We start from the raw sequence: 20401 nt of genomic DNA on the forward strand, positions 1-20401 counted from the left end.
ATGCCTATAGTCATTAATCTTGACCGAATGCTTGAAGAACGCGATATGAAAAGCAATGAATTGGCAGAGATCATCGGGATCACCACCGCAAATTTATCTATTCTTAAAACCGGCAAGGCAAAAGCGGTTCGATTTTCAACTCTTGAAGCCATATGTGAAGCATTAGATTGCCAGCCGGGAGATATTTTGGAATACAAACCTTAATAGATTCTTTCCCCTTTCCATCAGATAAAATTTTTACTTTAGAGCAAATCTCAAAAATCAATTATGCGCAGAATCCTAATTGCTTTTCTTTTTTTAAGTTTTATCGGAAAAGCACAAACCAATAGTTATGATATTTCCTTTGAAAATGCGGTTCATCATGAAGCAAAAATAACCGCGAGTTTTCCAGATATTAAAACCAGCACGGTGAACATAAGAATGAGCAGAACTTCACCAGGAAGATATGCTTTGCATGAGTTTGTGAAGAACGTATATGGTTTCAAAGCTACTAACAGCAAGGGTGAAAAACTGAAAATTGAGAGAAAAGATCCTTATTCCTGGCAGGTGAGTGATCACGACGGAACGGTGAACATTGAATATATTTTATTTGCCAACAGGGGTGACGGAACCTATTCTCAAATAGATGAAACTCACGCGCACTTAAATATTCCGGCGACATTTATGTATGCTGAAGAATTTCAGCATCGCCCCATTGAAGTTAAATTTGAAGTGAGAGAAGATCTGGACTGGAAAATAGCTACTCAGCTTAAGCATAAATCCGGCAATATTTACACCGCACCCGATCTATATTATTTTATGGATAGTCCTACGGAAATTAGCAATTTCAGTATGAAAAGTTTCGAGCTTGACGGACAGGAAATTCAATTTGCATTACATCATCAAGGTACAGAAGAGGAGTTTACGGAATATTTTGACCAGGTTGAAAGAATCGTAAAACAGGAAAAGGCAGTTTATAGTGAATTGCCAGAATTTGATTATGACAAATATACTTTTCTAGCCTGCTATATGCCAAATGTTTCCGGCGACGGAATGGAACATCGCAACAGTACGATCCTAACAGATACAGATGCGCTGGCTGAAGGCGGAATGAAAGGAAATATAGGAACTGTTGCCCATGAATTTTTTCATGCCTGGAATGTGGAACGTGTCAGACCTGCTGAACTGGAGCCTTTTGATTTTACCGAAGCAAACATGACCGGTTCTCTATGGTTTGCTGAAGGTTTCACCAGTTATTATACTGGATTAATGCTTTGTAGAGCGAATGTTAGAACTCCGGAAGAGTATATAAGAAGCCTGAATGGAACTTTTAATTATGTCTGGAATTCTCCCGGGCTAGAATATTTCAATCCGATTGAAATGAGTTATCAGGCGCCATTTGTAGACGCAGCAACCTCTGTTGATCCTACAAATCGGGAGAATACATTCATCTCTTATTATTCTTACGGAAGTATTCTGGGCCTCGCATTAGACCTTTCACTGAGAGAAAATGACCTGAACCTGGATGATTTTATGCAATTGATGTGGAAGAAATATGGAAAAAATGAAGTTGCATATAAAATTGAAGATATTGAATCAACTTTAAAAGAATATGCGGGAGAACAGTTTGGAGCTGACTTTTTTAAGAATTATATCTATAGCAGCAAAATGCCTGATTACAACAACTTATTCCAAACTGTAGGCATTAAATTGGAACGTTCAGAAGAAAATGATCTTGGAGTTTCTGTCAGCGAAGAAGAGAATGGCCTTAGAATAGATAGAAACCTATTTAATACATCTGCAGCTTATAAGGCAGGTTTAGCTTCAGGTGACGTCATTACTTCTATTAATGGGACTAAAATTGATTCCGAAGATCAGCTAAATGAAATAGTTCAGCAAGCTTCTAAAGAAATTACTGTAGGATACCTGAGACTGGATCAGGAGAGATCTACAACAGTTACTTTGGAAAGTGACCCTACATACACCATAAGTCTCGATGATAATGCTTCAAAAGAAGCCTTGAAAAATAGAGAATCCTGGCTGCGGTCAAAATAGTCAAACAAAAAGGCCTTTCGATTGAAAGGCCTTTTTTAATAATATATGTTCTGAAAGTTAATCAGCTAAAATAATAGCTTTGTTATCCTTCATTTCAAGAACTCCTCCTTTAATAGTGTAATAAAGTACGTTAGGCTCAGAAGATTCAGATCTAAATGCAGACTGATCTTTTCTTTTAACCTCATTCTGACTTCCGGCTTTAAGATTGATCTTAACTTCACCTTCAGTTAAAGTAGAAACTATAGGCGCGTGATTATTCAACATTTGAAATTCACCATCGTTACCCGGTACTTTTACCGCATCTACTTCCGCTCTAAATACTACAGCTTCCGGAGTTACTATCTCTAAATACATCTAACTTATTTTAGTTTTCAGCAAGCATTTTTTCTCCAGCTTCGATCGCTTCCTCAATGGTTCCTTTAAGGTTGAAGGCAGCTTCAGGATACTTATCAAGTTCTCCGTCCATGATCATATTGAAACCTTTGATCGTGTCTTTAATATCTACAAGTGTTCCCTTAAGACCAGTAAACTGCTCTGCTACGTGGAACGGCTGAGATAAGAAACGCTGAACACGTCTTGCACGAGAAACAGCAAGTTTATCTTCTTCAGAAAGTTCTTCCATACCAAGGATGGCAATAATATCCTGAAGTTCTTTATATCTCTGTAAAAGCTCTTTTACTCTTTGTGCACAATCATAATGCTCTTTTCCAAGAATATCAGCAGTAAGAATTCTAGATGTTGAATCTAGAGGATCTACCGCAGGATAAATACCTAGCTCGGCAATTTTACGTGAAAGTACAGTTGTTGCATCCAGGTGGGCGAAAGTTGTCGCCGGCGCCGGGTCAGTAAGGTCATCTGCTGGTACGTAAACCGCCTGTACAGATGTAATAGATCCATTTTTGGTAGAAGTGATACGTTCCTGCATTGCACCCATCTCGGTTGCAAGCGTTGGCTGATATCCTACCGCTGATGGCATACGTCCAAGAAGTGCAGACACCTCAGAACCAGCCTGTGTAAAACGGAAAATATTATCTACGAAGAAAAGAACGTCTTTCCCCTGACCATCTCCAGCTCCATCACGGAAATATTCCGCAATCGTAAGTCCAGAAAGGGCCACACGCGCACGTGCTCCAGGTGGCTCGTTCATCTGTCCAAAAACGAAGGTAGCTTTAGACTCCTTCATTACTTCTTTATCTACCTTTTGAAGATCCCATCCACCTTCTTCCATAGAATGCATGAAATCATCACCGTATTTTATAATTCCAGATTCTAACATCTCTCTAAGAAGGTCATTCCCCTCACGAGTACGCTCACCAACTCCAGCAAATACTGAAAGTCCACCGTGACCTTTGGCGATGTTATTAATCAATTCCTGAATAAGTACTGTTTTACCAACTCCTGCACCTCCAAAAAGACCAATCTTACCACCTTTAGAATAAGGCTCAATAAGGTCAATTACTTTTATACCAGTAAACAGAACTTCTGTAGACACAGATAAATCTTCAAATTTAGGAGCCTCACGGTGAATTGGAAGACCGTCAGCACCTTCTTTTGGTAAGTTTCCAAGACCATCGATAGCATCTCCAATAACATTGAAAAGACGTCCGTAAACATCTTTACCAACTGGCATTTGGATTGGATTTCCGGTAGAAAGTACTTCAACACCACGGCTAAGACCGTCGGTTGAGTCCATAGAAACAGTTCTCACAATATTTTCACCAATATGAGACTGTACCTCTAGAACTAAAGTAGAACCATCTTTTCTGGTGATTTCCAAAGAATCATAGATCTTTGGTAGTTCAGCATTTTCTGAGTCGAACGCTACGTCAACTACAGGACCAATAATCTGGGCAACTTTACCTGTGACTTTAGACATTTATCTAATTCTTTAATTTTTAATAGTAAAATTCAAAAACCTAATTCCCTGATTAAAAAAAGTATAAACACGAAACAGGTCATTTTCAGGCTGCAAAGATAAATTTTTCTGGCAAAAATCATATTGAAATTTTGAGAAGTTTTCAATGTTTGGCAAAACAGCTAATAAACTGATTTAAAAGAAACAATTCAGTTTAGTTTAAACCGATTCAAATAAAAAAAGCTCCGTAGATGAATCTACAGAGCTTTCATATAATTTATTGTAAAATATTTATTCTACGGTTACTGATTTTGCAAGGTTTCTAGGCTGATCCACATTCTTACCTAACAATACCGCGATGTGATATGATAGCAATTGAAGTGGAATAGTAGTAAGAAGCGGAGTAAGTGACTCCATTGTTTCAGGAACTTCGATCACGTAATCTGCAAGATCTCTTACTTCTTCATCACCTTTAGTAACGATCCCGATGATCTTTCCTTTTCTGGACTTAATCTCCTGAATATTACTTACTACTTTTTCGTAGTGCCCTTTCTTAGTTGCGATCACCACCACAGGCATTTGCTCATCAATAAGTGCAATTGGCCCGTGTTTCATTTCAGCTGCAGGATATCCTTCAGCATGGATATAGGAAATTTCTTTTAATTTCAATGCTCCTTCCAATGCCACAGGAAAGTTATAACCTCTACCTAAATAAAGGCAATTCGGTGCATCCTTATATTTATCAGCTATTTCCTGGATTAGTTCATCAGATTTTAAAGCCTCTTTTACTTTTTCAGGAATTCTTTCAAGCTCCTGTAAGTGGAACTGAAAATCTGTATGAGAGATCGTCCCTTTAAACTTACCAAGTTTAAGAGCCATCAATGTCAATACAGTAATTTGAGTTGTAAATGCTTTTGTTGAAGCAACCCCGATCTCAGGACCGGCGTGTGTATAAGCTCCAGCGTGTGTCTCTCTGGAAATAGAAGAACCAACAACGTTACAAACTCCAAAAGCAAAAGCACCTTTTTCTTTAGCAAGCTTGATCGCTGCCATGGTATCTGCAGTTTCACCACTTTGTGAAATAGCGATCACCACGTCGTTTTCAGAAATTACAGGATTTCTGTATCTAAATTCCGAAGCATATTCAACTTCCACAGGAATTCTGGCAATATCTTCAAAAATATATTCAGCTACAAGACCAGCATGCCATGAAGTACCACAGGCAACAATAATAATTCGCTTTGCATTAGCAATACGCTCCATATTATCATCTACACCCGCCATACGAATGATACCCTGATCTACGAGCATTCTACCTCGATAAGTATCACTAATGGCGCTCGGCTGCTCATGAATTTCTTTCAGCATGAAATGCTCATAACCACCTTTTTCGATCTGCTCAAGGTTCATTTGAAGTTCCTGAACATACGGATCAACTAATGAATCATCCTTGATTTTTCTGATCTTCACTTCTTTACCTCTCCTGATAACAGCCATTTCACCGTCTTCAAGATAAATTGCATTGTTAGTGAATTCAATAAATGGAGATGCGTCTGAAGCGACAAAAAACTCATCTTCACCAACACCAATAGCTAAAGGACTACCTAATCTAGCCACTACAATTTCGTCCGGCTTCGATTTATTGAAAACAGCAATCGCATAAGCACCAATTGTCTGGTTTAATGCAATTTGAACAGCTTTACCCAGCTTAACACCTTCTTGCTTTATAACATCTTCAATCAGGTTCACTAAAACTTCTGTATCGGTGTCACTTTTAAAGGTATAACCTCTCTTCTTCAGTTCCTTTTTAAGAGCGTCATAATTCTCAATAATTCCGTTGTGAATGATTACAAGATCGCCAGAATTTGAGTAATGCGGGTGAGAATTCACATCATTCGGCTCACCGTGAGTTGCCCATCTTGTATGACCAATACCAACTGTACCATTAGTAGAGATTTCATCCTCCAGGCGGGTTTTAAGATCTGCGACCTTTCCCTTGGTTTTACTCATTTTCAGCTCATTCCCATCATATAATGCAATACCTGCACTATCATAACCTCTATATTCTAATCGCTGTAATCCTTTTAATACTATAGGATAGGCTTCTCTATGCCCTATATATCCAACAATTCCACACATTTTTTCTACTAATTAAAGTTGGTATAATAAATATTTAATTTTAATTTCTTTTCTTCATCGGCAGAATTACTTCCATGCAATATCGTGCCATAAGGGGACAATATAGATGTTGTAGGAATCCGATTAACTACGTCAGAATCATTTTTCACTGCTGCGTTATCTACTCCCACTACACCGCCTTGATTATTTCTAACTGCCACTGAATTTATATTGGAAACGATTACCAAACCAAGTTTCACATTTTCAGCGTCCTCATTATTAATCAAGTTACTCACATGATTAGTGATTCTTAATTTATAAAACGAACCGCTACCATCTTCCCCTACCTTTAATGGTTGGGAAAAGGTAGTTAAAGAATTTTCCGGGTCTGAATTACTCAACGTAAGATCCAGCCCATAATCTGAAATGATGGTATTATTCTCCAAATCATACAGGTAGAGCCTTCTTGGCTGTAGGGATTCACCCGCCAGATCTTCTCTAACGTGGAAAGTAAGATCAGCCTCGTTTATTAATAATTCTTCTTCTCTAAGATCTTCTAGAACATCTTCATCCGGAAAAAGTTCAATAACAGCCATACTTCCTTCCTGAGATCTTAGGTATAGATTTTCTGCTCCCGTTTCTGAAGATTGTTCATTTATTTCAGATAATACATCTGATGGGAATTCCCCAGTATAGGTATTAATTCTGTTATTGCCTGCGATTTCAATAGCATAAATTCCTCTGCCTCGTTCAGTTCCTCCATCTCCATCATCCTGATCAGAAGTATAATACAACATGATCTTTGCATTAGAATTGGATAGATCAAATAAGATCTGACGATCAGTTCCATTCGATTCTGCCTTGAAAAACAAACTTCTAAAGTATTCCTGGAAATTATTATTATCAGTTAATTCTACTGAACCTAGTTTATCAACAAATTTTTCCTTGAAATAATCTGTTGGTAAATGAATCCTGAAAGCAGGTGCATTGGTAATCGTATCATTTTCACCATCACTATCAAGTTCGTAAGTCACAAAAGATTCTGCTGATGGCTCGAAATTATCCTTCGTATATAGTGGCTCTCCAATAATGTTCTGCTCGATGATATCTTGCTGATCTGAATAATATTTCTGACGCTGTCCAAATTCAGCATCCGGATCAAGATTGTTCAGGAAAAATGCTGTTTCATAGATTTTCAGATTGAAAGAGCCTTCTCCATAAACCGAATCTAATACGTATTCAGTTTCAGATTCATTTGTTTGAGACTCCACTTCCGTAGAAAAATATGGAATAGTCATTACAACACTATCAAGCGTCACATTCTCACCAAAATCTGGATCGTCATTAGAAAGACTCAGCTGAGTTAGGATACTTGCCGTGCTTTCACCATAGGTAGGATGATTTATACTTCCCAGAAAATAACCGCTAAGACCGTTCGTTTGAACTGCATTCAGCTTTTGAGAGTACGCATTTACTTCAACCTGCCTTAGCTCAACATTTGAAGGATTGTTGATGATCTCGCCCCCAATATTCGTGAAATCTTCATCACATCCTATAAAAGCGAAAACAACAGCCATCACAGCTGTTATTTTATAAATTTTATTCAATCTCATTTAATACTTTTCTTACTATTCAGACAATACTTTCGTGTCGTAAAATTCCTGGTAGGCGTGAGAGAAATTTTCTTTTTCCGTGTAAGGAAGAACTGGTTTATTCAGTTTATCTATATATTTTTTCAAATCTTCCGGAACATTATCTCCGCCAATCACTACCGCATCAGAATTATCCACTGCAGTCTTGATCAGGTTTACAAAGTTTGGAGTTTTCAAATGCTTCACGTTAGAATTCTCTAATCCGTCAAACAAAATCTTTTCTCTCAACTCATCATCTAACGTTTCATCGAAACTTTGATTGTAAACTGAGGTAACAATTTTTGAATCTTTGAAAAGAGGCTCATTACCGTAATAATTTCTTAGGTAAAGCGGAAGAAGGGATGCCAGCCAGCCATGAACATGAATAATATCCGGTGACCAGTTTAATTTCTTTACAGTTTCAATAACTCCTTTGGCAAAGAAAATGGCTCTTTCATCATTATCTGAAAAGAGATTTCCGTCCTCATCAGTTAAGGTTGCCTTTCTTTTAAAATAATCTTCATTATCTATGAAATAAACCTGCATTCTCTCTTTTGGAATAGAGGCTACTTTGATAATAAGCGGCATATCCAGATCATTAATCACAAGGTTCATTCCTGATAATCGGATCACTTCATGTAATTGATGCCTGCGTTCATTGATATTACCGAACCTTGGCATAAATATCCTGATTTGACCTCCAAGGTTATTCACCATTTTTGCAGCTTCAAAAGAGGTTGAGGAGATATCAGTTTCAGGTAAGTAGGGTATAACTTCAGACGAGACGTATAACACTCTCTTATCTTTCATAAATTCTTTACTTTAGTTACGTTTCCGAATAAAAAACACGCAAAATTACAAAAATTTATGCAGATTGCCAGAGATATCTTAAGTTTGCACGCTGTTAATTTTATAATAAAATGCAGGTTTTTAGGGAGAAACAACCACTTATACAGGCTATTCAGAAGATTAAATCTGAAGGAAAAAGCATCGGATTAGTTCCTACGATGGGAGCTCTTCACGAAGGTCATCTCTCTTTGGTAAAAAACGCCCTGAAAGATTCAGATCAGGTTGTGGTAAGTATTTTTGTAAATCCTACTCAGTTTGATAATCCTGATGACCTGGAAAAGTATCCTAGAAATCTGGAGAAAGATCTCGAACTCCTTAGAAGTGAATTAGCCGATATCTGGGTTTTTACTCCCACTGCCAACGAACTTTACGATAATAATATTTCTTCCCAAACCTTTGATTTTGAAGGATTGGAATCTGTTATGGAAGGTGAATTCAGAACCGGACATTTTGACGGTGTAGGTACGGTGGTAAAACGGCTTTTTGAAACCATAACTCCAGACAAAGCGTTTTTTGGAGAAAAAGATTATCAGCAACTTCAGATCATTAGAAAGCTAACTGAAAAAACAGGCCTTCCGGTGGAAATCATCGGTTGCCCTATTTTAAGAGAAGATTCTGGTCTTGCAAGGTCTTCCAGAAATGAGCGTCTAAGTAGCCAGAATCGCAAGGAAGCAGCTTTTATCTATGAAACTCTGAAAGATGCCAATCAGCTATTTGGCACAGAAAGTGCAGATTATGTCACGAATTGGGTAGAAGATCAGTTTCAGAATAACCGATTTTTAAAATTGGAATATTTCGAAATTGCCGATTCGATGACACTGAAAAAAATTGAAAAAAAAGAAAAAGGAAAACAATACAGAGCCTTTATTGCAGCCTATGCAGATGACATTAGACTGATAGACAATATTGCCCTGGACAACTAATTTTAGAAATGCAAATTCACGTAGTTAAATCAAAAATCCACAGAGTTAAAGTTACAGGAGCCGATCTTAATTACATTGGAAGCGTAACTATAGATGAAGATCTAATGGAGGCGGCCAATATTATTGAGGGAGAAAAAGTTCAGATCGTAAATAATAATAACGGTGAGCGCCTAGAAACTTACGTTATTCCTGGCCCTAGAAATTCCGGAGAGATCACTTTGAATGGTGCCGCAGCAAGAAAAGTCGCTAAAGGAGATATTCTTATTATTATTGCTTACGGAATCATGGATCAGGAAGAAGCGAAGAATTTCAAGCCTTCTCTCGTATTTCCAGATGAAGAAACCAATTTATTGAAATAGGATTTTTGAAGAAAAAACTCATCAAAATATTAAAAATCAGCATCCCCTTATTTTTGGGGATTTTTTTGATCTGGTATTCTTTAAAAAGTTCTACTCCGCAGGAAAGAGAAGACCTTTGGCAAAGCATTTTAGATGCCAATAAGTTCTGGATCTTTATTTCATTTCTCTTAGGTACTGTTTCTCATTTTTCCAGGGCTTACCGATGGAAATTTATGCTGGAACCAATGGGCTACAAAACTTCACAGTCAAATAGATTTATGGCGGTGATGGTAGCTTACCTGGCAAATTTCGGAATTCCACGTTCCGGTGAAGTACTAAGAGCCGTGACCCTTTCAACTTATGAAGATGTGCCATTCGAAAAAGGATTTGGGACTATTATATCCGAAAGAGTTGCAGATCTGCTTATTTTAATGTTCATAATAGGGCTTGCCCTCATACTTCAAACAGACGACCTCCTTGCCTACCTCAATGACCAGAATATCAAACCGCTGAACACATTTCTTATTTTGCTGGGGCTCGTTGGAATAATTATTCTCGGTCTCAATATCGTAAAACGTTCTAAATGGCTGCCTTTTCAGAAGATTAAAAAATTAGCGAAAGGCCTTTTAGATGGGATGAAAAGTATCCTCAGAATGCAACAAAAATGGGCGTTCATCTTTCACACCATTTTTATCTGGAGCATGTACCTTATCATGTTCTTTGTCATCAAGTTAAGTATTCCTGAAACTGCCAATGCACCATTAGGAATCATTATGGCGGCATTCGTGGTGGGATCGTTTGCTGTTTCCGCAACTAACGGAGGGATAGGCGTTTATCCTCTTGCTGTAGGAGGTGTCTTGATGTTTTTCGGCATTCAGGATCATGCTGCTGAAGCCTTCGGATGGATATCTTGGGCCACGCAAACCTTTGTAGTCCTGCTATTTGGAGGTTTATCCTTTATTTTACTGCCTCTTTTAAACCCTCGGAAATAATAATTATATTGTAGGCCCGAATCAATACTACACCTATGAAAAAATTATTACTACTGCTATTGGCAATTTCATTGCCGATAGTGAGCAATTCGCAGATAAAATACGAGAGTCTCTCCTCCCAGAAATTGGGTGAGACCAGGCAGATAAAGATCCAATTACCAAGGAATTACGAAGAAAATAAAGAAAAGCGCTATCCGGTTGTGGTGGTGCTGGATGGAGATTATTTATTCGAGCCCGTTGCAGGAATGGTAGATTATTATTCTTATTGGGAAGATATTCCGGAGATGATAGTGGTTGGAGTGAACCAGGATGGTATCAGAACAGATGATACAGCGTATGCTGATAACAATTTCCTTCCGGTTGACAAAGGAGCAAAATTCTTCGAATTCATCGGAATGGAATTGCTTGCACAGTTAGACCAGAAATACCGAACCGCAAATTTCCGTATTATCGTAGGTCATGATTTCACATCTAATTTTATCAATTATTATCTACTGAAGCAGTCTCCAATTTTCCAGGGTTATATCAACCTAAGTCCGGACCTGGCACCGGAAATGGCCAAACGTGTCACGGATGCATTAACCACTACTGAAAGTAAAAAGTGGTTCTACATGGCCACCGGAAGCGATGATATCCCAAGCCTTAAAAAGAATATTTTAAGCTTCGACAACCAGCTGAAGAATATCGACAATAAAATGGTCACCTATAAATTTCAGGATTTTGATAATGAAACCCATTATTCTTTAGTCGGAAAAGCGATCCCTTCAGCGATATCCAGCATTTTTGAGATCTACAGACCAATTTCTACAAAGGATTATAATGAAATCCTGTTACAGACTTCAATCTCACCTTCTCAGTATTTAGCTGAGAAATACACTTCGATTGAAGAATTATATGGTTTGAAAAGAAAGATCAGTATAAACGATTTTATGGCCGTGTATAATGCGATTGAAAAGACCAAAAATTGGGAAGAATACAAGGCACTTTACAAAATGGCTTTTGACCACTATCCAGGCACCATGCTAGGAACCTTCTTCGAGGCCCGTTATGAGGAGGAAACCGGCAACCCGAAAAAGGCGATGAGAATTTATCAGAATGCCTACGGACAGGAAAAAATTGCCTTTATCGACACAGATTTTATGCTTGAAAAAGCCGATGCGATTAAAAAAGATTTCGGTTATTAGCATAAAATAGATCGATTAAATGGCGAAAGTCAAGACCGCTTATTATTGTCAGAAATGTGGCGCACAGTATTCTAAATGGCAGGGGAAATGTAATTCCTGCGGTGATTGGAATACGATCGTGGAAGAAGTTGTTCAGAAACCAGACCCAAAAGACTGGAAAACTTCTGCGAAAAAGGAGGCAAAAAAAGCTTCCAGGCCACTTCTTATTACCGATATAGAGAGCACTCCGCAAAACAGAATGAATACCGGAAATAACGAGTTAGATCGTGTTCTTGGAGGAGGTCTTGTTCCCGGCTCACTAACTTTATTAGGCGGTGAACCCGGAATTGGAAAAAGCACACTGCTTTTACAAATTTCACTCGGATTAAAATATAAGGTCCTATACGTCTCTGGAGAAGAAAGCCAGCAGCAGATCAAGATGCGTGCTGAACGAATCAACCCGAATCCGGCAAATTGCTTTATTCTAACCGAAACCAAAACCCAGAGTATTTTTAGGCAGGTGGAAGAAGTTGAACCTGAAGTTGTAATTATTGACTCCATACAAACGCTCCACAGCGATTATATTGAAAGTTCTCCGGGAAGTATCTCCCAAATCAGAGAATGCACGGCAGAGCTTATTAAATTCGCCAAAGAAAGCAATACGCCTGTGATCCTGATAGGACACATCACCAAAGAAGGGAGTATCGCTGGCCCTAAAGTTCTGGAGCATATGGTAGACACCGTATTGCAATTTGAAGGAGACCGAAATCACGTATACCGGATTTTAAGATCACATAAAAACAGGTTTGGTTCTACGCATGAACTCGGAATTTATGAAATGCAGGGCAGCGGACTTCGTGAGGTGATAAATCCTTCTGAAATCCTGATTTCTAAAAATGATCAGGACCTCAGCGGAACAGCGATCGCTTCTACCCTTGAAGGGATGAGACCTTTAATGATAGAAATTCAGGCACTGGTTAGTACCGCGGTTTACGGAACTCCGCAGCGTTCTACCACTGGATACAATGCCAAAAGACTGAATATGCTGCTTGCCGTTCTGGAAAAAAGAGCAGGATTCAGACTCGGTGCAAAAGATGTTTTTTTAAACGTCACCGGTGGAATCAGCGTGGATGATCCAGCCATTGATCTCGCTGTTATCGCTGCCATTTTATCTTCCAATGAAGATATTGCTCTGGAAAAAGATACTTGCTTTGCTGCAGAGGTTGGCCTTGCCGGGGAAATAAGACCGGTTACCAGAATAGAACAAAGAATCATTGAAGCTGAAAAACTAGGCTTTGCCTCCATCATGGTTTCAAAACAAAGTAAAATTCCAAAAGGAGATTTCCAGATCAGGATTATCAAGGTCGCCAAAATAGAAGATGTAGTTAGCCATCTTTTTGGTTAGAAATGGCATAATTACTGATTATATTTGACTCAATTTGAGTGAAATATGCGATTGACAAAATTCCTTTCTTTACTTTTTATATTCAGTCTTTTTTCCTGTTCACAATTGGAAAAAGCAGAAAAACTGATCTCCGGACTTTCAGAAAAAGAGCAATACAAAAAAGATAGGAATATTTCTGATGAAATATTTGAGATCTGGGAAGGACGGGTTGCCACAGCTTTGCAAGACAGCCTGGAGATCGAACTTCCTTACCTGGAAACAGGAGAATTAAAGCCTCGTAATTTCGCTATTTACTCTTATTCAACTTACCTCATCCCGGGTGAGGTCGTTGAAGCCGAAATTGAAACCGATAGCTCTTCCACTTTAATATTTTCAGAATTATATAAAAAGAGTATTCCTGAAACCGGAACATTTGAAAAAATGAAATCTGGCGAAACAAAGACTAAAAAATTAAGGTTTGAGATAAAGGAAAAAGGCCTTTATAAAATCGTTATTCAACCTGAAATTGAAGCCAATACCGAATTTCAGATCCGTATCAAAAAATCACCAACCTATCTTTTTCCGGTCTTAAATGGAAACAACGCTGATATTGGCAGTTATTGGGGCGATATGCGTGACGGGGGCAAAAGAAACCACCAGGGAATCGATATTTTTGCCGATAAAGGAACTCCCGTGATCGCACCTACTTCAGGAAGAATTGGTTTTACTGGCGAAAAAGGTCTCGGCGGGAAACAGGTTTGGTTAAGAGACGGCAAACGAAAACAATCTTTGTATTATGCCCATTTAGATAGTATCGTGCCAGATCTTAGAACAGTTGAAGCTGGAGACACCCTGGGATTTGTTGGTAATACCGGAAACGCGAGAACCACACCGCCGCATCTTCATTTTGGTATTTATAGAAGAAACGAAGGCGCTATCGATCCTATTGGGTTTGTTTATCAAACAGAAGAACCAGCAAGGGAAGCTTCTACCGATAAAGAAATTTCTTCCAGGCTAAAAGTGGCAACAAATACCGCCAATTTCAGAAATAAACCTGCGGCAAATAATTCATCCATTATTAAAAAAGGAACTTTTGGAGAATTACTCATGGTTCAGGGCAAAACAGACGATTGGTTCCATGTAAGGGACAGCCTGGACAGGTCTATGTTCATTCACGAAAGCCTGGTAGAAATCCTGAATTAAGGAGCAGGATTTGGTATGGAATTGTGAATTTCGTTGATCTCGTCCATAATTTCATCGGGAAGAATAATATCAATACTGCTTATATTCTCCTTTAGTTGTTCGAGACTCGTAGCACCAATAATATTACTGGTCACAAAAGGCTGCTGATTCACAAATGCCAAAGCCAGATGGGTAAGGCTCAGTCCATGTTTATCAGCCAGTTTTTTGTATTTCCTCGTAGCTTTTACAGCCTGCTCGTTTGAATACCTTTTATACTGCGGAAAAAGGCTCAATCTTGTATTTTCTTTTATTCCATCAAGATGTTTTCCGCTTAAAGTTCCCATGCCCAACGGAGAATAAGGAAATAAGCCAACATTTTCACGATGATAGATCTCGGTTAACCCAATTTCATCTTTTCTGTTCAGAAGATTGTAAGGGTTTTGGACAGTGACCACTCTAGGAAGGTCTTTCCTACTCTCTTCCAGAAAACGCATTAATCCGAAAGGTGTTTCATTGGAAAGCCCGATATGCCTGATCTTACCTTTATCAATAAAATGCTTCAGATTCTCCAGGATCTCTTTAAAATTATCTTCCCAGGCCTCCTCTATGTCATGATGATAACCTCTTTTTCCGAAGAAATTAGTACTTCTTTCAGGCCAATGTAATTGATAAAGGTCTATATAATCGGTTTGAAGTCTTTTTAAACTTTTATCTATTGCATCTTCCATAGCCGCCCTGTGAAAACCAAGGTTTTCTCTAATATGCGAGACCATATCTCCGGGGCCGGCAATTTTCGAGGCGATTACCACATCTTCTCTCCTTCCGGTATTTTTTATCCAGCTACCAATTACTTTTTCGGTGCTTCCCTGTGTTTCCGGTTTTGCAGGGATGGAATACATCTCGGCAGTATCAATAAAATTAACTCCCTGTTCCAGAGCGTAATTTATCTGTGCGTGACCTTCAGCTTCCGTATTTTGCTGTCCCCAGGTCATTGATCCCAGGCAGATCTTACTTACTTTAATATCGGTATTGGGAAGTGTGGTGTACTTCATGAACTTCTAATCTATTTCGTTTAAAACTCTGGTGATCTCATCTAGTTTTGGAGTAAGGATCACTTCAATTCTACGGTTTTTCGCCTTCCCAGATTCACTATCATTACTTGCCACTGGAGCATATTCACCCCTTCCGGCGGCAGTAAGACTTTGAGGATCTATGTTGGAATTTTCTCTTAATATCTGAACAATTGCGGTGGCTCTTTTGGTAGAAAGATCCCAGTTATCTTTTAGCTGTCCGCTGCCTCCATAAGGCACATTATCTGTATGACCTTCAATCAAAACTGCGATATCCTGGTTTTGAGCCAATACTGATCCTAGTTGTTTCACAGCTTTTCTACCTTCAGAATTTACCGCCCAGCTTCCAGATTCAAAAAGTAGTTTATTTTCCATGGAAACATAAACTTTTCCATCTCTTTGCTCTACGGTCAAACCTTTACCTTCAAAATTGGTAAGCGCATTGGAAACTGCGTTTTTAAGGGCATTCATTTTAGCATCTTTAGCCGCGATAACACTTTCCAGCTCATTTATTCTCTGTGAACGAAGGGCAAGGTCCTTTTCCAGTTTTTCCAATCTATTCTTTTCCTGAATAAGTGCTGCTTCTTTTTCATCTAATTGAGCCAGCAATTCCCTATTCTGTCTTGAATTTTCAGCAATGGCAGCAGAACTATTCTGCTCCAACGCGTCGTAAGAACCTTCCAGGCTTTCGTAATTCTTCTGAAGAGCTGTTAGCTTTTCCATCAGATTATTACGCTCCGTAGAGAGATTTTCATAGTCTGCCTTTAAACCAGTAAGCTCTTTATTCATTTTATCACTGGAAGATCTCAGGTTTTCCAGTTCGTCATTCACATTTCGATTTTGTCTTTGCAGTTCAGCATTTCTGCTTTCCAATTCGCCGTATTTCTTTGAAGAAACACAAGAGCTCATTACTAACAGTAATGCTAAAACAGAGGTAAGTCTAATTTTCATAATATTATTCTAATTCTACAAGAACGGGACAATGATCACTATGGTATGCTTCCGGAAGGATTACCGCTCTTTTTAAACGACTTTTCAGGGGTTCTGACACTAGATTATAATCTATACGCCAGCCTTTGTTATTATTTCTCGCATTCGCCCGGTAACTCCACCAGGAATAATTATCTGGTTCATCATTAAAGTGTCTGAAAGAATCTATAAAACCATTCTTCATAAAACCATCGATCCATGCTCTTTCTTCCGGAAGAAATCCTGAAACAGTTTTCAACCTTACCGGATCGTGAATATCTATGGCTTCATGGCAGATATTATAATCTCCGGATATTATCAGGTTCGGGATCTCCAATTTCAAATTATCAATATACCTCTGGAAATCATCCATGAACTTAAATTTGTGTTCCAACCTGTTAATATTGGTGCCTGAAGGTAAATAAAGGCTCATTACTGAAAAATCTTCAAAATCTGCCCGTATACAACGACCTTCAAAATCCATATATTCTATTCCGGTTCCGTAAACCACTTTCTTTGGCTCAACTTTACTAAGAATAGCTACTCCACTATATCCTTTTTTTGTGGCAGGATGCCAGTAATGGTAAGGATATCCAGCTTTTTCAAATTCTGAAAGATCTAATTGTTCGGGTTGTGCTTTTATCTCCTGGATACAAACTATATCCGGGTTAGACTGTTGTAGCCATTCTAATAAACCTTTGCGTATCGCGGCACGAATACCGTTCACGTTATAGGAAATAATCGTCATGAAGTTTGAGTTTTCCCCAAAAATAAGGCTATCTGGAATAAATACAAGGCCAGATTAACTTTTGGGTTTATAAATATTATTTTACAATGAAACGGGTAACTTTTCCCACTTTTCTCGTTCCGAATCTAACCAGGTAAACACCTCTGGCTGCATAAGACATATCCATATCGTAGATATAAGCATCTCCATTATTCCTTACCTGATTTTCAATTAATTTCTGACCAAGAACATTATGAACGGTAATTCTCAGGGGTTCATCAAAATTGGTTTCCAAAACCGCACGATATTGACCATCTCCTTCTGAAAGAACTACCAGTGCAGCTTCATTCAGTATAAAATCTTCGATATCCAGCGTACTATCAGTAATATTCACTGAATAATCATGCGTTGTTCCATAGGCCAATACTGAACAGGGATCGTTGAGATCTCCTGAAAAATCGGTGTCTCCGGCTCTAATTCTTAATAAATGCTGCCCTAGATCTGTATCTCTAGGAATGGAGAAATCGTAAGAAAATGGCTGATTTACCTGAGGAATAACTTCTGAAGTTATCAGACGCTCATCATCCTCAAAAACGGCATTGTCATTAAAATCTATCCACATCGAGAATTTTTCCCGCTGACCTTCGGCAAAACCAGTTTCTACGGTTACCGTGAAATTTTCCTGCGACCTGTCCAGATCTGTAGAATTTACACTGAAATCTATATATCCCGTGGTACAGGGAATTCTCTCATTCTGGATATCGCCAAGCTCGAAATAAAAGATCCCGTCACCCTGTGAACAATCTGAACCTTCAGGAATGCAATCCAGGTTAGAAACTGAGATCGTTTCAGAATCGTTGGTCGGATCAAAATCATCTTCTAAAATCGTTCTTGCCGTGATCCCATAACTTCCCGAAAAAGATAAATTAGCGGTTTGATTGAAGGTATAAACCGCATCTTCCCCTACATCCAGAGTTCCCGTAAAAGTTTCAAATACCGGAGAATTATTTCCAATCTGGTAACTTAATGGAATATCCTGCTGTGGTTCTCCTCCAAGGTTGGAAACCGTAACCGTTACCTCTTCTGTAGTTGTAAGATTTTCACCGGTTGAAGGTGAATCTATTGAAGTAATTCCCACATCATTCGGAGGCAGGTTTTTCACTTCAGTTTCGTACGTATCATTATTGTTATTGGAATCATTTTCAAGATTGGTAGAAATTGTGATCGTATAAGTTTCTCCAATTTCAGAAAGATCGGCGGGCTGCTCAAAGGTATATTCAACAGAACTTTCGGCAGGCAGAGTTGCTTCAAAAACTTCTGTTACTTCAGCTCCTCCATTAATGCTATAGCTAATTTCAAAATTAGATTGCGCGTTTGTTCCGTAGTTTCTGATCCGAATAGTGATCACTTCAGAAGCTGTTAAAGTTGCATTTTCCGGACCAACCAGCGAAACAACTCCAATATCATTTGGCTCATCTGCCGCAATTCTGAAAACTCCAACTTTATTTACTCTTTCCACACCTACGAAATATTCGGCATTATGCCAGAAAGTTAGATCATCTAACGGATCGATACTCAAATGCGCATAATCGCCATATCTACCCTCAGGCCTAGGTTGTGGGCTTTCTCCCTCCACAATTGATTCTTCCTGAATGGTCATCAATCCTAATTCATCATTTACAAATCTTCCAGTATATCTAATGGAAGGAAATACAGGATTAGCGGGATTATCGTTTACCACAGTATAACCCATCGCGATATTCCCTCGAAGATCGATACCAATACTTCCGCTAAAGCGGTCGCTATTGTCTGGAGCATATGTTCCTTCCTGGTATACCGTCCACGGAGCGCCATCTGCAGGCTGCCTCAATTCATACCATCTAATTCCCGCATGTTTGGCCGCGCTTGGCTCCACATCTACCACGAAATTCATCACTACAGAGTTATGAGTGCCAAATCTTCGGTATTGGGTCATATACATCATCGCGCCCTGCAAGGCATCTATCTCTGGAGTATCTCCTGGCTGTGGAAGATTCTGAAATCCGCCTCCATCAAAGGTTGCGGTAAACGGAGAAACCCCATTGGTAATTTCCTGGCTTTCTTCAATTGTTGAGGAACCAAGATTGGTCCAGTTCACATTGATAAGCCATAATTTTAAATGATCCTGATTTACTCCAGCCCATTCATCATCCTGTAAATAAATGATCGGAGCGTTTCCCGGTGGCGGAAGATCGCCTCCCATCACACTAAAACCAGCCGGACTGTAAAAACCATTATTCTGGATTCCCGGAAGCGGAAACCCTAGAATCCTAACATTATTAGATCCCTGTAGCATTCTGTCTCTTTCGAGCACGTAAACGATCTCTTTTCCCTGGGGTTCCAGAGCATCTTTATTTGTAGTAATATAATAACCATCGTTCCACAGGGAGATCTTTGGATAATCTGGTAAAGATTCAAGATCGAACCGATAGGTGTACCAACCGCTATTCACGGGGTCTGATCCTTGCGAAACCGCAAACAACAAAGCCGGAGGAGTTGAAGATCCTCTTTCAGCACTAAACTGCATTAAAACAAATCTATCTGCAGCTTCGTCGTAAAAAACTATAGGGTCACCATCATTTTCCCCGCTAAATGCACCTCCTATACTTTCTAAAGAGGCTGGTGGCAAAACCACATTTCCCTCCTTATCCCAAATAGCAAATTCAGAATTATAGGCATTCACATAATGATTTCTCCCTACTGCCCCGGTGGGATCACTAGGTGTTGATCTGGTCACGGCTCCATCAAAAGTCAGGATCGGTGATTTCACCTGAATATCTCCCATTTTCTTCTGCAGCGCGGGATCTATGGTTTTTGGAAGTCCTTTTCCGGGAACAACCTTATTAATACCGCGATTTCTTGGATTATATAATTTAGCTTTCTCGTTGGATCGCTTAAGTGTTGCTTTAGATAGCGGACCGGTTTTCATTACGCTGGCCGAATCAATAAAGGCCGGACCGGATTTTTCACCGGTTTGTCCGAAAGAATTTAGATGAAAAATGAAGCAAAAGGAAAAAAGTAGAAGTGTTTTTTTCATCATTAAAATGGTCTTACTGAAATATTTGCCTAAAAATAGACAATATCGATTTAATTAAAATAAAAAAGGCAATTAATAAATCAATTGCCT

At 38.9% G+C, this 20401-nt stretch carries 17 protein-coding genes; 8 read left to right on the top strand and 9 right to left on the bottom strand.

What is annotated here, in order from left to right:
* Positions 1–204 (top strand): helix-turn-helix domain-containing protein, encoded by a 204-nt coding sequence (locus AC2S94_RS03200; RefSeq protein WP_484630067.1) that lies wholly within the window; start codon positions 1–3, stop codon positions 202–204.
* 63 nt (positions 205–267) lie between these two features.
* Positions 268–2034: a M61 family metallopeptidase gene (locus AC2S94_RS03205; RefSeq protein WP_484630068.1), complete on the top strand. Its 1767-nt coding sequence runs from the start codon at positions 268–270 to the stop codon at positions 2032–2034.
* Between the two features lie 57 nt (positions 2035–2091).
* On the opposite strand, the gene AC2S94_RS03210 is transcribed toward AC2S94_RS03205, so the two are convergent.
* The 5 genes from AC2S94_RS03210 to AC2S94_RS03230 form a co-directional block, all read right to left on the bottom strand.
* Complete coding sequence (locus AC2S94_RS03210) at positions 2092–2388, bottom strand: FoF1 ATP synthase subunit delta/epsilon (protein ID WP_484630069.1); 297 nt, start codon at positions 2386–2388, stop codon at positions 2092–2094.
* Between the two features lie 10 nt (positions 2389–2398).
* The gene (atpD, locus tag AC2S94_RS03215) at positions 2399–3910 is read right to left on the bottom strand and encodes a F0F1 ATP synthase subunit beta (RefSeq protein ID WP_484630070.1); all 1512 of its coding nucleotides are present in this window, start codon (positions 3908–3910) and stop codon (positions 2399–2401) included.
* 270 nt (positions 3911–4180) lie between these two features.
* Positions 4181–6028 (bottom strand): glutamine--fructose-6-phosphate transaminase (isomerizing), encoded by a 1848-nt coding sequence (gene glmS, locus AC2S94_RS03220; protein ID WP_484630071.1) that lies wholly within the window; start codon positions 6026–6028, stop codon positions 4181–4183.
* 8 nt (positions 6029–6036) lie between these two features.
* The gene (bamH, locus tag AC2S94_RS03225) at positions 6037–7620 is read right to left on the bottom strand and encodes a BamH family beta-barrel-assembly machinery protein (RefSeq protein ID WP_484630072.1); all 1584 of its coding nucleotides are present in this window, start codon (positions 7618–7620) and stop codon (positions 6037–6039) included.
* 15 nt (positions 7621–7635) lie between these two features.
* Positions 7636–8448 carry a glycogen/starch synthase gene (locus tag AC2S94_RS03230; protein ID WP_484630073.1) on the bottom strand — a complete coding sequence of 271 codons (813 nt, stop codon included), beginning with the start codon at positions 8446–8448 and terminating at the stop codon, positions 7636–7638.
* Between the two features lie 110 nt (positions 8449–8558).
* Here AC2S94_RS03230 and panC point away from each other — a divergent pair, with 110 nt between their 5' ends.
* From panC to AC2S94_RS03260, 6 genes are read left to right on the top strand one after another with little or no spacing between them, the layout of a single operon-like run.
* Positions 8559–9410 carry a pantoate--beta-alanine ligase gene (gene panC / locus AC2S94_RS03235; RefSeq protein ID WP_484630074.1) on the top strand — a complete coding sequence of 284 codons (852 nt, stop codon included), beginning with the start codon at positions 8559–8561 and terminating at the stop codon, positions 9408–9410.
* Positions 9411–9418: 8 nt separating this feature from the next.
* Positions 9419–9769, top strand: a complete 351-nt coding sequence (panD, locus tag AC2S94_RS03240; RefSeq protein ID WP_484630075.1) for an aspartate 1-decarboxylase — start codon at positions 9419–9421, stop codon at positions 9767–9769.
* A 5-nt stretch (positions 9770–9774) separates the two neighbouring features.
* On the top strand, positions 9775–10740 hold the full coding sequence (locus AC2S94_RS03245; protein ID WP_484630076.1) for a lysylphosphatidylglycerol synthase transmembrane domain-containing protein: 966 nt from the start codon (positions 9775–9777) through the stop codon (positions 10738–10740).
* Positions 10741–10775: 35 nt separating this feature from the next.
* Positions 10776–11924, top strand: coding sequence for an alpha/beta hydrolase (locus tag AC2S94_RS03250; protein WP_484630077.1), 1149 nt, complete (start codon positions 10776–10778; stop codon positions 11922–11924).
* Between the two features lie 19 nt (positions 11925–11943).
* Positions 11944–13308 carry a DNA repair protein RadA gene (radA, locus tag AC2S94_RS03255; protein ID WP_484630078.1) on the top strand — a complete coding sequence of 455 codons (1365 nt, stop codon included), beginning with the start codon at positions 11944–11946 and terminating at the stop codon, positions 13306–13308.
* A gap of 45 nt (positions 13309–13353) precedes the next feature.
* On the top strand, positions 13354–14490 hold the full coding sequence (locus tag AC2S94_RS03260; protein ID WP_484630079.1) for a peptidoglycan DD-metalloendopeptidase family protein: 1137 nt from the start codon (positions 13354–13356) through the stop codon (positions 14488–14490).
* On the opposite strand, the gene AC2S94_RS03265 is transcribed toward AC2S94_RS03260, so the two are convergent.
* The 4 genes from AC2S94_RS03265 to AC2S94_RS03280 form a co-directional block, all read right to left on the bottom strand.
* Positions 14487–15521, bottom strand: a complete 1035-nt coding sequence (locus AC2S94_RS03265) for an aldo/keto reductase (RefSeq protein ID WP_484630080.1) — start codon at positions 15519–15521, stop codon at positions 14487–14489. The two genes, AC2S94_RS03260 and AC2S94_RS03265, sit on opposite strands and share 4 nt — an antisense overlap.
* A 6-nt stretch (positions 15522–15527) precedes the next feature.
* Positions 15528–16490, bottom strand: a complete 963-nt coding sequence (locus AC2S94_RS03270; protein WP_484630081.1) for an OmpA family protein — start codon at positions 16488–16490, stop codon at positions 15528–15530.
* Positions 16491–16494: 4 nt separating this feature from the next.
* On the bottom strand, positions 16495–17256 hold the full coding sequence (locus AC2S94_RS03275; protein WP_484630082.1) for an exodeoxyribonuclease III: 762 nt from the start codon (positions 17254–17256) through the stop codon (positions 16495–16497).
* Between the two features lie 76 nt (positions 17257–17332).
* On the bottom strand, positions 17333–20314 hold the full coding sequence (locus tag AC2S94_RS03280; RefSeq protein ID WP_484630083.1) for a GEVED domain-containing protein: 2982 nt from the start codon (positions 20312–20314) through the stop codon (positions 17333–17335).
* Between the last annotated feature and the right edge of the window lie 87 nt (positions 20315–20401).

The sequence above is a fragment of the Christiangramia pacifica genome, from assembly GCF_057221535.1.

Bases quoted from the DNA above. Each gene is read 5' to 3' on its own strand.
- AC2S94_RS03275 (WP_484630082.1), bottom strand. From the start codon at position 17,256: ATGACGATTATTTCCTATAACGTGAACGGTATTCGTGCCGCGATACGC.
- AC2S94_RS03210 (WP_484630069.1), bottom strand. From the start codon at position 2,388: ATGTATTTAGAGATAGTAACTCCGGAAGCTGTAGTATTTAGAGCGGAA.
- AC2S94_RS03230 (WP_484630073.1), bottom strand. From the start codon at position 8,448: ATGAAAGATAAGAGAGTGTTATACGTCTCGTCTGAAGTTATACCCTAC.
- glmS (WP_484630071.1), bottom strand. From the start codon at position 6,028: ATGTGTGGAATTGTTGGATATATAGGGCATAGAGAAGCCTATCCTATA.
- AC2S94_RS03260 (WP_484630079.1), top strand. From the start codon at position 13,354: ATGCGATTGACAAAATTCCTTTCTTTACTTTTTATATTCAGTCTTTTT.
- AC2S94_RS03280 (WP_484630083.1), bottom strand. From the start codon at position 20,314: ATGATGAAAAAAACACTTCTACTTTTTTCCTTTTGCTTCATTTTTCAT.
- AC2S94_RS03265 (WP_484630080.1), bottom strand. From the start codon at position 15,521: ATGAAGTACACCACACTTCCCAATACCGATATTAAAGTAAGTAAGATC.
- AC2S94_RS03205 (WP_484630068.1), top strand. From the start codon at position 268: ATGCGCAGAATCCTAATTGCTTTTCTTTTTTTAAGTTTTATCGGAAAA.
- AC2S94_RS03250 (WP_484630077.1), top strand. From the start codon at position 10,776: ATGAAAAAATTATTACTACTGCTATTGGCAATTTCATTGCCGATAGTG.
- panC (WP_484630074.1), top strand. From the start codon at position 8,559: ATGCAGGTTTTTAGGGAGAAACAACCACTTATACAGGCTATTCAGAAG.
- panD (WP_484630075.1), top strand. From the start codon at position 9,419: ATGCAAATTCACGTAGTTAAATCAAAAATCCACAGAGTTAAAGTTACA.
- AC2S94_RS03270 (WP_484630081.1), bottom strand. From the start codon at position 16,490: ATGAAAATTAGACTTACCTCTGTTTTAGCATTACTGTTAGTAATGAGC.
- AC2S94_RS03200 (WP_484630067.1), top strand. From the start codon at position 1: ATGCCTATAGTCATTAATCTTGACCGAATGCTTGAAGAACGCGATATG.
- bamH (WP_484630072.1), bottom strand. From the start codon at position 7,620: ATGAGATTGAATAAAATTTATAAAATAACAGCTGTGATGGCTGTTGTT.
- atpD (WP_484630070.1), bottom strand. From the start codon at position 3,910: ATGTCTAAAGTCACAGGTAAAGTTGCCCAGATTATTGGTCCTGTAGTT.
- radA (WP_484630078.1), top strand. From the start codon at position 11,944: ATGGCGAAAGTCAAGACCGCTTATTATTGTCAGAAATGTGGCGCACAG.